We start from the raw sequence: 13,643 nt of genomic DNA, 5'->3' as shown, positions 1-13,643 counted from the left end.
TCCTAAAATGGGATATGATATTTTAAAATCCATAGATTTTTACCATCCTGTAGCTCAAATTATTCTTCAACATCATGAAAGATTAGATGGTTCAGGATATCCTAATAATCTGAAAGGTGATGAGATTATCCTGGAAGCTAAAATTATAGGAATAGCTGATGTTGTTGAAGCCATATCCTCTAACCGTCCTTACCGACCAGCATTAGGGATAGATGTAGCTTTGGAAGAAATCTCTAAAAACAAAGGTATTCTCTACGACCCAGAAGTAGTAGATATTTGCCTTAAACTATTTAGAGAAAAAGGATTTGAATTTAAAATAGACGAATTTGATTAGAATCAGAAAAATAATCTATAGTCAAATCAAGGTTGGGAAGTGATAAAAATATGAAGTTATAAAGCTCAACCCCAAGTTTTATTTCAGTATCATTCTTCTTGAATTTTCATTTTTAATATTTCTAAAAATAGTGCTACTATTTTAGGTTCAAACTGAGCGCCGCTCCCTCTTTTAAGCTCCTGGATAGTGGTTTCTTCAGTTAAAGCTTTACGATAGGGGCGATCGGATTTCATGGCATCATAGGCGTCAACTACTGCCAGGATACGGGCACCTAAAGGAATATTTTCTCCGGATAATCTATCAGGATAACCTTTACCATTGTACCATTCATGATGGTGTTTGATTAATGGTCTGATCGGTTGTAATAATTCTATGGGTTTTATAATCCCCTCACCAATAAGGGGATGTTTCTTGATTTCATCATATTCCATAACAGTTAAAGCCATAGATTTATTTAAAATAATTCCTTTCACTCCAATTTTCCCGATGTCATGCAACATTGCTGCATACTTTAACAAGTCTATCTCTTCTTTTGGTAGTTCCAATTTTTGGGCAATTTCTATCGAATATTCCATAACTCTTTCCGAATGACCGTGAGTATAGGGGTCTTTTGCTTCTATCGCCTGAGCTAATGCCTTTACTATTTCAAAATAACTATCTTGAATTTTCTGATATAAGTTGGCATTATTAATAGCAACAGCTGCTCCCTCAGAAAAAGACCTTAATAAATCGATGGTATCGGATTTAAGGGAAGTGTTTTCTAAATTTATAATCCCTATCACTTTATCTTCTATAATAATAGGGATTATTAAAAGCTGTTTTATTCGCCGGCGAATCAGTTTTATTTTTGAAAATTTTTTATCATTTTCTAAGTCTTCGATATATAAGAATCTTTTATGCTTAACTACCCAACCGATAGTGTTTTCATTTTCGGCAAAAGTAATTTTATCAATATTTTTTTCCTTCTTATTATGGGGAATTTTAATAAAGAAGATACCTTTCTTTTTGTCTAAAAGCATAACCGAACCTCTGCCTGCTCCGCTTATTTTGATAGAAAAACTTAAAATGGTTTTTAAAATATCATCGATTTGTAAGGTAGAGCTGATCGTTCGAGATATTTGGTAAAGCACAGATAGTCGATCTTTTGATAGTTTTAGTTCGCTGGTTTGTAATTTTACTTTATCTTCTAATTTATTACTCAATTCTTCTAATTCTTTCTGGGTTTTTACTAATTCATCATTTTTCTGTTTTAATATTTGGGAAAAATCTTTACTTGCAAAAAAAATTAATATAAATACTAAACTTGTCGTCAAAACCGTGCCCGCAAGATAACGGAAATCTTTATAAAGATAAGGATTAAATTTAATGATTTCTTTGTGTGGAAGATAACCCAAATATTCCAGAAAAACTACCAAGCTAAAAAAAGTAATAGCCATCAAGGTAATAATTAATCCTTCTTTGGGGTCAGATAAAAGGCTTACATAAAGAATGGGGAATACAAAAAAAATAGCTCCAATCCATAGAATGCCCCCGGTGTAGTAAAAGAACCCAGTCATAAATAATAAGCCGATAATATAATGGACGAAATCTATTTTTTTTAAGGCGGAAAGGCAAATTGTTCTTTTCTTTAAAATGTATCGAGATAGGTAACTTAATATAAACCAGCTTAAAATTAGAATGTAAAGTTCGTGGTAAATGCGAATATGGAAAAAATAATTCAGAATTAAAGTTGTAATTAAAAAAAGGGGTAAAACAATACACCTGTAAGTAAAAATAATAATTAATTTTGTTTTTGTTTTTTCAAAATCTTCTAATTTAAGGTTGGGGATTAATTTTAAAATTTCGCTACCACCTCTTTTTATAAAACTCTCGTAGGGCAATTTATTAGATATTATAAATTAATGTAACGAGTTTTTGGGCAAATAAGTTTTCTCCAAAATAAAAAAAGTTGGTAGTTTGGCGGTCATGGTATTAAAATACCGAAGACCCATAACTTTGCGTCCTACCTTTTCAGGTAGTTTGCCTTTTTCAACCTTATAAAGCAGCTATTCAGTTAAAAAACTCCATCACATTATTTATTCCCTATATACACTGAATTTAGACATCATTTTATAAATTTTTTGTATCTATTTTTTAAAAAAAACACTTTGGCTTGTTGGATGCATCAAGATGTCAAGGAAGGAACTCACTTTTAAGCTTTTTTCTTCCTGCCCCATATTAGATATATTACTATCACTACAATAGCAATTCCTATAATCCAATACCAGGTGCTTGTCATGTTATTTCACCTCCTTTCTATCGATTTATCAACTTTTACTTTTTTGATTACCTTATAAAAATATTTGTTTAATTTTACTTATTATAACACATTCGACATACTTTTTGAAATTTGAAATTCCTGCTTAACTTACATGATCACCTGGGGCACTTTGAGGTCAGGATGATCAATCAATATGGGGTTTACTCCGTATACTTTACGTAAATTTTCTTCGTTTAATACTTCTTGAGGGGTGCCTATCTTTTCTATTTTGCCTTCATTCAAAAGAATAAGACGGTGAGAAAGGATACTGGCTAAATTTAGATCATGAAAGACAGATATAATGGTTAATTCTTCCTCTTTGAGGGCTTTTTTTAAGAGATTTGACATCTCATATTTATAGTTTAAATCTAAGTGAGAAGTGAATTCATCTAAAAGTAGAAGCTGTGGAGTTTGTGCCAGGGCTTTTGCCATAAAAATCCTTTGTCTTTCTCCTCCACTTATTTCTTGAATATTGTTTTCAGCAAGGGATAAAGAATGGGTTTTTTGCATAGCTTCTCGAGATATTTGATAATCTTCAAGGGTTTCTCCTCTTAATCGGGAAATATAGGGAAGTCTTCCCATAAATATGACTTCTTTTGCTTTGAAATTAAAAGTAACCCAGGTATCTTGAGGAACTACCGAGATGAATTTGGCAATTTGTTCAATAGGAAGTTTATTAAGATTTTGGTTGAGGAGAGAAATTTCTCCTTTTTTTGGTCTTAATATTCCTGAGATAATCTTTAAAAGAGTCGTTTTTCCGGAACCGTTCGGCCCGATTATTCCTAACAACTCTCCTTTTGGTAGACAAAAGTTTATATTTGATAATATTTCCCGATTATCATGGTAAGAGAAGTGGACTCCTTTTAAAGTTAAAATAAAGTTATTGTCAGCCATATTATTTATTTTTCCTCCTTAAAAGATAAATAAATAAAGGGGCGCCTACAATAGCGGTGATTGCTCCGATAGGTATTTCAGTCGGCGCTATGACAGTTCGAGCTAATACATCACATAAAATAAGAAAAATTCCTCCCAGAAAGGCCGACGCAGGCAACATAATTCGATGGTCTGGTCCCACTAAAAGCCGGGCAATATGGGGAATAACCAATCCTACAAAACCTATAAGACCGGTAAAGGATACTACGGAAGCAATAATGATGGAACCAATCAGAAAGATACGAATTCTTAGTTTACCGGTATTAATTCCTAAATGAAGAGCTTCTTCTTCTCCTAAAGATAAGGCATTTAAATCCAGGGAAGAAAAGAACAAGAGCAGACAGCCAGATATTACCGGAAGAACAATGATGCTTGTTTTTTCCCAGTTAGCGGTAGATAAGTCTCCCATAAGCCAGAACACCATAGTTTGTATTTCTTTTCGTGAAATAGCCAGAAGAATAGTTATCAGCGCAGAAAAGAGGAAGGTGATAGCTACCCCGGCAAGAAGCAGTCCGGTAGAATTGGCAGAATAACTGATTTTAGATGATTTATATACCAGGTAAAGAGAGAACATAGCTCCGATAAAAGCAAATAGAGGAAGGTAAGATGCAAAGAGATAACCGGTAGCATGCTGTAAGGCAATACCGATACATGCACCCAAAGCGGCACCAGCGGATACTCCTAAAATATAGGGATCAGCCAGAGGGTTTCTTAAAATGCCCTGGAAAGCCCCTCCCACGGTAGATAAAGCGGCACCGGTGATTATTCCTAAAGCGATTCGGGGTGCTCTTAGCTGCCAGATAATCAGATTTGTAGTTTTATCTTGGGTACCATTTAAAAGGAGAGAAATAATATATTTAGGGTGAATAGATACCACCCCGAAGTTAAGACAGATTAGACTGACTCCCAGGATGCTTAAGTTTCCTATCAGAAACAAAAATATTAATTTTTTTCGCCAGTTGGTATAGCCGTAAATTTCTCTTGATTGTTTATTCATAGAATATTCGATATAGTAATTCGAGTCCTTCTACCAGCCTGGGTACAGCGCGGTAAAAAAGGTCTTCGTTTACTACAAAGATCTTTTGTTTTTTTATCGCTGGTATATTAGACCAGCCGGAACGTTGAGATATATTGTTTTTAATTTTTGATTCGTCTCCCTGGTTCATTACTCCTACTGGGATAATAATGATATCCGGTTCTGCCTGAGCAACATACTCCGGGTTAACTTGTTTCCAAAAAGCAAGGTCAGAGGCTATATTTTGCCCTCCGGCCAAAGTGATCAGTTCATGAAACAGTGTACCTGCCCCCGGGGTAAAGATGGTTTCCGAAGTACTTCCCACAAATATTTTAGGACGATCAGAAAAAGGAATTGTTGAAACTTTAGATTGAATAATATGGACTCTTTGGGATAGATGGTCTACCAATGAAGAACCTTTTTCCGATATTCCACAAACCCTGGCTATCATTTTTATACTGTTAAAAGTGTCTTCAAGTGTTAAAGGTTCAAGAACTATGGTAGTTAAACCCAGTTCTCGCAAGCGAGGGATTTCTTTTAACTGGAATCCGGCATAAGCCAAGATAAGATCCGGATTTAAAGAAATAATTTTTTCAAAATTCAAGGGAGATATTTCTCCGATTTTTTCAATATTTTTAGTTTCTTCCGGGAAATTGCAATAGTTAGTTATTCCTACAATTTTTTCCTGAAGTCCTAAATCAAATAATATTTCGGTATTACTGGGGGCAGTGGAAATAATGCGCTGAGGTTCCCGGGGAATGGTAACTTCAGTGCCGGTGTCGTCAATGATAGTTATAGGGTAATTAATGGTCGCTGACGAACCCATTAATAAAAAAAGATTTAAGAAAAATACTAAAGAAGCAAATATCAGGAATAATTTTTGTGATAATTTCATAATTTACCTCCAGGGTTAAATAGTTAGAATACAGTAATGAGTAATGAGTAATAAGTTAAGTAATAAGCAATAAGCAATAAGAAAAGAGTTAATTTGTTAATTGTATATATTATAAATAAAAATAACACCCCCTTTTCCACGAAGAAGTGATTTATTTTCCTAAGCAGACAGGTCTCCTGGCTTAGAGGTTAATCTAATTGCTGTGCCTTCCCATTTATCACTTTTTGTAAGTGTTTAACAGTGGCCTATTACAGCTTTCGTTCCTCATTACAGTAGCGGGACTGCGGTGGATTTTCACCACTCTTCCCTTAATCTGCTTATCTTTAAATATTCTATTTTCAATTTTCAATCAAGGTAATTATAATACATTAGTTGAAAAATTACAATATTTTGCAGTTATAGTTTATATTGTTTTTATCTTTTCTTTCTCTTTCTTCACCCGATGCTCAATACTATATATTCGATACTTTCTTAAAAGGTGTGTTTTTTGTTAATTATTTTGATATAATAATTTTAATTGCTCTGGAATTATAAAGACAGGAGGTTAGTTGGTTAGATGGTTAAAGGTTTGATCGAAGTATATACCGGTGATGGGAAGGGCAAGACTACTGCCGCCTTAGGCTTAGCTCTTAGGGCAGCGGGTAGAGATATGAAAGTATTAATAGTCCAATTTATGAAAAAATGGGATTACGGAGAACTTCACTCAGTCAAATTAATTCCCAATATTACTTTAGAAACTTTTGGTACCAAAGAATTTATATATAGAGGAAAAGCCAAAAAAATAGATTATGAGGAAGCAGAGAAAGCTTTTTCTTTTGGGGTAGGCGGGATGCAAAGCGGTAATTACGATATAGTAATATTTGACGAACTGAATATGGCTCTCTATTATGAATTATTAGACTTAAAAGAAGTAGTAAAAAAAATAAAGGAAAAACCCGAGGAGGTCGAAATAGTGATTACCGGAAGAAGGGCTCCTGCAGAGATAATAGAGATTGCTGATTTGGTAAGCGAAATGAAAGTGATTAAACATCCTTATGAAAAAGGAGTGCAAGCGAGAAAAGGAATTGAATATTAGAGGAGAGAAATTACACAATTTACGAAAAATATTATCTGAAATGGGAAGTGTTTTGATTGCTTATTCGGGAGGAGTGGATAGTACTTTTTTGTTAAAAGTAGCCCGAGAGGAATTAGGCGATAGCGTTATTGCGGCAACGGTAAAATCAAAAATTCATCATCTTAGCGAGACTGCTGACGCTAAAGCAATGGCGCAAAAATTTAAAGTGAAGCATCTATTTATTGATGTTGATATCTTGTCGAATAAAGAATTTGCAAGTAATCCCCAAGAGCGATGTTATATATGCAAAAAAGAAATATTTAAGCGAATGATTGAAAGGGCTAAAGGATTTCATTTAGATTTTGTGGCAGATGGCTCTAACTATGATGACCTTAGCGATTATCGCCCGGGAATGAAGGCAGTAAGGGAATTTAAGGTAAGAAGCCCTCTGCGGGAAGCTCTTCTTACCAAAGAGGACATCCGCCTTCTTTCTAAAGAAATGAATTTGCCTACCTGGAACAAACCTTCTAACTCCTGTCTGGCTACCCGGATTCCTTACGGAGATAAGATAACTTTAGAAAAACTGAAGAGGATTGACCAGGCAGAGATTTTTATTCATCATTTGGGATTTGAACAGGTAAGGGTAAGGTATTATAATAAGTTGGCAAAGATCGAAGTAGGGGAAAAAGATCTACTTTTATTTCTGGAAAAAGATTTGAAAGAAAGAATAATTTTTAAATTAAAAAAATTAGGATTTAGCTATATTACCCTTGATTTGCAAGGATATCGAAGTGGGAGTATGAATGAAGAATTAGAGCAGAAAGTTGAGGATTGAATAATGCAAAAAGAAGAGATAAAAAAAATATTACAACAATTTAAATCCGGTCAAATAGAAATAGAAGAAGTATTAGAAAAGCTAAAACATTTCCCTTATGATGATCTGGGTTTTGCCAAAATAGATAACCAGAGGGAATTAAGAAAAGGTTTTCCGGAAGTCATTTTTTGTCAGGGTAAAACCATAGAACAGATAATTAAGATTATCGAACGAATAAAAGAAAGTGGGGATAAAATTGTTGCCACCCGGGCAACTCCTGAAATATATCAGGAAATCAAAAAGATTATACCGGAAGTAACCTACTTTAAAGAGGCCAGGATTATAGCAGTAGAAGAAAAGAAGAAAGCTTGTTCTAAGTTTATTTTAGTAGTTAGCGGTGGTACTACCGATATTCCGGTAGCCGAAGAAGCAGCAGTTATTGCTGAGTTGATGGGTAATAGAGTGGAACGCCTTTACGATGTGGGAGTAGCAGGTCTCCATCGACTTTTAACCAATTCAAAAAAATTACTAACCGCCAACGTTTTAATAGTAGTAGCGGGAATGGAGGGAGCTCTCCCCAGCGTAGTAGGAGGATTAGTAGATAAGCCTATCATTGCTGTCCCCACCAGCGTAGGTTACGGGGCTAATTTTCAGGGATTCTCTGCTTTATTGACTATGCTGAATAGTTGTGCTCCAGGTTTAGCGGTAGTCAATATTGATAACGGATTTGGTGCCGGATATATGGCAAGTTTAATTAATCAATTAAGCGAGGTGAAGGAATGAAGATTGCTTATTTTGATTGTTTTTCCGGTATTAGTGGGGATATGACTGTTGGTGCCTTACTTGATGCAGGATTAAAGATAGAAACATTAGAGACGGAATTAAAAAAAATAGGTCTTACCGGTTATCAGTTAGAAGCGGACAAAGTAGCAAAAAAAGGAATTTCAGCCACTCAATTTAAGGTAAAGATAAAAGAAGAAGGAGTGGAGAGAAGGTTTAAAGATATTTTAACTATCCTAAAAAAGAGTAAATTAGATGAAGAGATTAAAAAAGAGGTTATAAGGATATTTTTTAATATAGCCCAAGTTGAATCTAAAATTCACCAGAAAGACATGGATGAAATTCATTTTCATGAAATTGGAGGATTGGATAGCATTATTGATATTACTTCTACGGTAATAGGGATAAAAATCTTAGGAATAGAAGAAATATATTCGTCGGCTTTACCTTTGGGAAAGGGTTTTGTAGAATGCGCTCATGGAATTATCCCGGTTCCTGCTCCGGCTACCTTAGAATTGCTAAAGAATATACCAACTTACGGCGGAGGTATCGAAAGTGAAATGATTACCCCAACAGGGGCAGCAATTATTAGCAGTCTTGCAAAAAGTTTTGGAGAAAGACCTTTGATGGAAATAGAAAGGATAGGATATGGGGCAGGAGAGAAAGAGTTTAATATCCCTAATCTTTTAAGAATAAGCATAGGGAAGAAAAGGTTAAAAGACGAGCAATTGAAAGATAGTTATGTTAGCGATGAAGCTGTATTGATAGAAACTAATATTGATGATATGAATCCGGAATTTTATGATTATATTATGGATCAATTATTTTCTCAAGGAGCGTTAGATGTATTTTTGACTCCTATCCAGATGAAAAAGAATCGTCCCGCTCATATGCTTAGTATTCTTGTTTATGAACAAGATCTTAAGGAAATATTAGAAGTATTATTTTCAGAATCCACTACCCTGGGGGTAAGGATGAGAGAAATAAAAAGAATGAAGCTGACTCAACAGGATTTTATTGCCGACACAAAACATGGTAAAATTAGAGTTAAGGTCGGTATATTTAAAGGAAAAATAAAAAATATTGCTCCCGAATATATAGATTGTAAGAAGATTGCAAAACAGCAGCAGATTCCACTTAAAGAAGTATATGATGAAGCAAAGAAGATTGCTTATGATAAATTACAAGTTAGCGGGTAGTATAGAGCGTTTAGCGGATAGGAAAATACAGTAATAAGGGGTTCGATTCATCGAACCCGTCAGAGAATTAAAAAATAATACGGGTCGGATAAATCCGACCCGTACAAATATTCAATAACGACTAATTTAATTGGTCAATTGGTCAATTGGTGAATCGGTGAATTGATGAATTGGAGGAAGTATATTGTCTAAAAATAGTGAAAATAAAGATCAAGATATAAAAATTGTTGAACTGTGCCGGGTCCCTCGTGAAGATGAAGCCCTGGCTATTGAGAGTTTGTTAGCGAGTTTTAATATTAGATGTATCCTGCAATCAGATATTACCCGCTCAGTTTATCCTTTTACCATGGATGGATTAGCAGAAGTAAGTATTTTGGTCTCTGAAAAAGATTTAAAGAAAAGCAGAGAGATTATTAATAAAAACATTTAGGTAACCAACTAATTGAGAGAGAGGTAATTATGTTAAAAGAAATTACCATTCAAACCAGCGCTCAAACACAAATTTTAGATATAACCACTCAAGTCCAAGATGCTATAAGTGAAAGTAAAATTACAGAAGGATTGTGTTGTGTTTTTATCCCTCATACCACCGCCGGAATTACTATTAATGAAAATACTGATCCCAGTGTTAAGCAGGATATAGTTCGGGAGCTAAATAAGGTCATACCTTTTAAAGATAACTACACTCATTTGGAAGGAAACTCTGCTGCTCATATTAAAGCAAGTATTATCGGCTCTTCGGTAAATGTGCCCGTGAAAAATAATAATCTTCTTCTGGGAACCTGGCAGGGAATATGTTTTTGTGAGTTTGATGGTCCTCGGACAAGACATTTTTTTATAAAAATAATTGGTCAATTGGGGAATCGGTGAATTGATGAATCGGAGAACCGGTGAATTTTTCCGAAGGAGAACAGATGGAAACCATACAAGGAACTATTGAAAAAATCGTATATCGAAATGACGAGAACGGTTATATAATAGCCAAGATAAGTGTTGATAAAGAGCAAGAGAAATTAGCTACCATCGTGGGGACGATGGCTTCGGTAAATACTGGTGAAAATTGTGAATTAAAAGGGGAATGGATTAATAATCCTAAGTATGGCTGGCAGTTTAGTTTTAGTGATTATAAATTAATCTTACCTACTTCTTTGCTTGGTTTAAAAAGATATTTAAGTTCCGGATTAATTAAGGGAGTCGGCCCGGCAACAGCAGATAGGATAATAAAACAGTTTGGCAACAATACCTTAGAAATTCTGGAGCATGACCTCCGGAGACTAACTGAAGTGGAGGGCATTGCAGAAAAAAGAGTGGAGATGATCGGTAGATCCTGGGAAGAACATAAAGAAATTAAAAGGGTAATGATCTTTTTGCAATCTTATCAGATTACTACCGGTTATGCAGTTAAGATCTATAAAACATACGGTAATAGAGCTATCGAAAAGTTAAAGGAAAATCCTTACCGATTAGTGGACGATGTATCTGGAATTGGATTTAAAATTGCGGATAGGATTGCGCAAAACTTAGGGATAGCAGCTACCTCGCCAGCCAGAATAAAAGCAGGGATTAAATACATTTTAAACGAATTGGCTAATCAGGGACATTGTTATGCTTTAAATGATGAGATAATTAAAGGAGGAAGCCAGTTATTAGAGGTAGAAGAATCATTATTTGAAAAAGCTTTAAATGTTTTGAGAAATAACCAAGAAATCATAGTAGAAGAAGATAGGGTCTGGTTACCTCTTTATTATTTTGCTGAACTGGAAGTGAGTAAAAAATTAATTGAATTATTAAAATTTCCTCAGCAGTTAATCAATATCAACGTGCAAAAGAAGATAAAATATTTGGAAAAAGAGTACCGTTTTTCTTTTGCTGAGGAGCAAAAAGATGCTATTAATAAAGTGCTCCTGAACCGGATATTAGTACTGACCGGAGGTCCCGGAACAGGAAAAACTACCACTACCCTGGGTTTAATTGAGCTTTTCGAGGAACTCAAGCTAAAAATAGTTTTGGCAGCACCTACCGGCAGAGCGGCCAAAAAGATAAGCGAAACAACCGGTAAAAAAGCTAAAACTATTCATAGGTTATTAGAGTATAGTCCCAAAAATGGAAATTTTACCAAGAATTCTGAAAATCCCATTAAAGCCGATGTCATAATTTTAGACGAGGTTTCCATGATAGATATTCTATTAATGAACAGTCTTTTAAAAGCAGTTTCTCCTGGAACCACTTTAATTTTAATAGGTGACGTAGATCAGCTGCCCTCTGTTGGTCCGGGAAATACTTTAAAAGATATTATCGATTCCGACACTATTCCGGTAGTGAGATTGACCAGAATATTTAGACAGGACCAAAGGAGCTTGATCATCGTAAATGCCCATCGAGTTAATGAGGGAAAATACCCTGTACTTAAAGGAGAAAGAGAGCGGGATTTTTATTTTATGGAAGAAGAAGACCCTCAGGTTGCTGCTTTAAAAATAATTGACTTATGTACTGTCCGTCTCCCCTCAAAATATAAAATAGATCCGGTAGATGATATTCAAGTCCTTTCCCCTATGTATAAAGGAGAAGTGGGTGCAGATAATTTAAATTATCGGTTGAGAGAGGCATTAAATCATAAAGGAAAACAGATTAAATATGGGAATCATTCTTTTAGAATAAATGACAAGGTAATGCAAATAAAAAATAATTATGATAAAGAAGTTTTTAACGGAGATATGGGAAGGATCAAGAATATAGATACCGAGGAAAATATCTTGGAGGTCAATTTTTACGGCAAAAAAGTTTGTTATGAATTTTCTGAATTAAATGAGCTGGTATTAGCCTATGCTATTACTGTTCATAAAAGTCAAGGCAGTGAATATCGAATAGTAATTATACCGGTCATGACTCAACATTATTTGCTACTTCAAAGAAATTTATTATATACTGGAATTACCCGGGCAAAAGAGATGGTGATATTAGTCGGTACAAAAAAGGCATTATGGATTGCTATTAAAAACAATAAAACCTTTCATAGGAATACTTCACTAAAAGAAAGATTGAAAAATATTTAAAAACAATAAAAATTAAGATAAGGAGAAAAAACATGATAAATGAAGAAATAATGAAATCATTAGCCATTAAAACCGAATCAAAGATTGTTCTTTTAGTAGCTGATGGAATTGGGGACTTACCTTCAGAGAATAATAAAACAGTATTAGAAAAAGCTTTTGTTCCTAATCTGGATAAATTGGCTTCTAAATCTGCCTGTGGGCTAACTGATCCAATATCGTGCGGTATTACCCCGGGGAGCGGTCCTGCTCACCTTTCACTGTTTGGTTATGACCCGATTAAATATCAGATTGGAAGAGGTGTTTTAGAGGCCTTGGGTATAGGGATGGAACTTACCTCGCGTGATTTAGCCTGTCGAGGAAATTTTGCTACTTTAGATAAAGAAGGAATAATAACTGATCGTCGAGCAGGAAGAATAGCTACAGAATTAAATGAAAAGCTGTGCAAGATAATGCAAGAAAAAATTACTCAGATAGAGGATGTCAAAGTAATCATTAAGCCGGGGAAAGAACATCGTTTTGTGGTAGTATTTAGAGGAGATGGGTTAGAGGATGCTCTTTCAGATGCCGATCCCCAAAAAATAGGAGAAAAAATAAAATTTGCTGAACCTTTAGATTCCAGGGCAAAAAAATCTTCAGAAATAGTAAATGAATTTATTGAACTTGCAACTGCAGTACTAAAAGACCATCATCCTGCTAATACGGTATTGCTGAGGGGATTTGCCAAACATCCCGGATTGCCTACTATGAAGGAGTTATTTAAACTAACCCCGGCAGCTATAGCAACCTACCCTATGTATAAAGGATTAGCTAAATTAGTGGGTATGGATATATTGAAAACAGGAGAAGCATTGGGCGATGAATTTAAAACCTTACAAGATAATTTTAGTAAATATGATTTCTTTTATCTTCATATAAAGAAGACTGACAGTTATGGAGAAGACGGAAATTTTAAGCAAAAGGTTAAAGTAATTGAAGAGGTGGATAAATATATCCCTATGGTGCTGGATTTAAATCCGGATGTTCTGGTATTTACAGGTGATCATTCAACTCCCGCTTTAATGAAGGGACATAGCTGGCACCCTAATCCCTTTATGTTGTTTTCCAAATATATCCGGGCAGATGAAGTGGAAAAATTTACTGAAAAGGAATGTGCTAAGGGAGAGTTGGGAAGATTCCCCTCAGTAGATGCAATTCCTTTAATGATGGCTAATGCCTTAAAATTACAGAAATATGGAGCTTAATGGAAGAAGGGATTAAGGTTTAAGGA

At 34.8% G+C, this 13,643-nt stretch carries 13 protein-coding genes and 2 riboswitches; of the genes, 9 read left to right on the top strand and 4 right to left on the bottom strand.

The window, feature by feature from the left end; genetic code table 11:
* Positions 1-334 (top strand): HD domain-containing protein (locus ENO17_05830; GenBank protein ID HER24546.1); only part of this gene is annotated, 334 nt, incomplete at its 5' end.
* Positions 335-423: 89 nt separating this feature from the next.
* On the opposite strand, the gene ENO17_05825 is transcribed toward ENO17_05830, so the two are convergent.
* The 4 genes from ENO17_05825 to ENO17_05810 form a co-directional block, all read right to left on the bottom strand.
* A complete protein-coding gene (locus ENO17_05825) occupies positions 424-1,890 on the bottom strand; it encodes an HD domain-containing protein (GenBank protein HER24545.1) in 1,467 nt (488 codons plus the stop codon).
* A gap of 391 nt (positions 1,891-2,281) precedes the next feature.
* Positions 2,282-2,368: riboswitch (cyclic di-GMP riboswitch) on the bottom strand.
* 373 nt (positions 2,369-2,741) lie between these two features.
* On the bottom strand, positions 2,742-3,527 hold the full coding sequence (locus tag ENO17_05820) for an ABC transporter ATP-binding protein (protein ID HER24544.1): 786 nt from the start codon (positions 3,525-3,527) through the stop codon (positions 2,742-2,744).
* Position 3,528: 1 nt separating this feature from the next.
* Positions 3,529-4,563 (bottom strand): iron ABC transporter permease, encoded by a 1,035-nt coding sequence (locus ENO17_05815; GenBank protein HER24543.1) that lies wholly within the window; start codon positions 4,561-4,563, stop codon positions 3,529-3,531.
* On the bottom strand, positions 4,556-5,476 hold the full coding sequence (locus tag ENO17_05810; GenBank protein HER24542.1) for a cobalamin-binding protein: 921 nt from the start codon (positions 5,474-5,476) through the stop codon (positions 4,556-4,558). The genes ENO17_05815 and ENO17_05810 overlap by 8 nt, the downstream gene beginning before the upstream one ends.
* Before the next feature lie 148 nt (positions 5,477-5,624).
* Positions 5,625-5,808, bottom strand: a riboswitch (cobalamin riboswitch).
* A gap of 224 nt (positions 5,809-6,032) precedes the next feature.
* On the opposite strand from ENO17_05810, the gene ENO17_05805 reads away from it, so the two are divergent.
* From ENO17_05805 to ENO17_05770, 8 genes are all read left to right on the top strand, one after another.
* Positions 6,033-6,551 (top strand): cob(I)yrinic acid a,c-diamide adenosyltransferase, encoded by a 519-nt coding sequence (locus tag ENO17_05805; GenBank protein ID HER24541.1) that lies wholly within the window; start codon positions 6,033-6,035, stop codon positions 6,549-6,551.
* Positions 6,541-7,365, top strand: coding sequence for an ATP-dependent sacrificial sulfur transferase LarE (gene larE / locus ENO17_05800; protein ID HER24540.1), 825 nt, complete (start codon positions 6,541-6,543; stop codon positions 7,363-7,365). The genes ENO17_05805 and larE overlap by 11 nt, the downstream gene beginning before the upstream one ends.
* A 3-nt stretch (positions 7,366-7,368) precedes the next feature.
* Positions 7,369-8,127, top strand: a complete 759-nt coding sequence (gene larB / locus ENO17_05795) for a nickel pincer cofactor biosynthesis protein LarB (GenBank protein HER24539.1) — start codon at positions 7,369-7,371, stop codon at positions 8,125-8,127.
* Complete coding sequence (larC, locus tag ENO17_05790; protein HER24538.1) at positions 8,124-9,323, top strand: nickel pincer cofactor biosynthesis protein LarC; 1,200 nt, start codon at positions 8,124-8,126, stop codon at positions 9,321-9,323. Before larB ends, larC begins: the two co-directional genes overlap by 4 nt.
* 184 nt (positions 9,324-9,507) lie before the next feature.
* Positions 9,508-9,753, top strand: coding sequence for a hypothetical protein (locus ENO17_05785; protein HER24537.1), 246 nt, complete (start codon positions 9,508-9,510; stop codon positions 9,751-9,753).
* Positions 9,754-9,782: 29 nt separating this feature from the next.
* Positions 9,783-10,193 carry a YjbQ family protein gene (locus ENO17_05780; protein ID HER24536.1) on the top strand — a complete coding sequence of 137 codons (411 nt, stop codon included), beginning with the start codon at positions 9,783-9,785 and terminating at the stop codon, positions 10,191-10,193.
* Positions 10,194-10,237: 44 nt separating this feature from the next.
* On the top strand, positions 10,238-12,376 hold the full coding sequence (locus tag ENO17_05775; GenBank protein HER24535.1) for an ATP-dependent RecD-like DNA helicase: 2,139 nt from the start codon (positions 10,238-10,240) through the stop codon (positions 12,374-12,376).
* 32 nt (positions 12,377-12,408) lie between these two features.
* Positions 12,409-13,617 (top strand): 2,3-bisphosphoglycerate-independent phosphoglycerate mutase, encoded by a 1,209-nt coding sequence (locus ENO17_05770; GenBank protein HER24534.1) that lies wholly within the window; start codon positions 12,409-12,411, stop codon positions 13,615-13,617.
* Positions 13,618-13,643: the final 26 nt, after the last annotated feature.

Source organism: Candidatus Atribacteria bacterium (assembly GCA_011056645.1).
GTDB lineage: Bacteria > Atribacterota > Phoenicimicrobiia > Phoenicimicrobiales > Phoenicimicrobiaceae > Sediminicultor > Sediminicultor quartus.
Note: the sequence above shows the minus strand (reverse complement) of the source record. Positions and strands in the feature narration are given on the sequence as shown.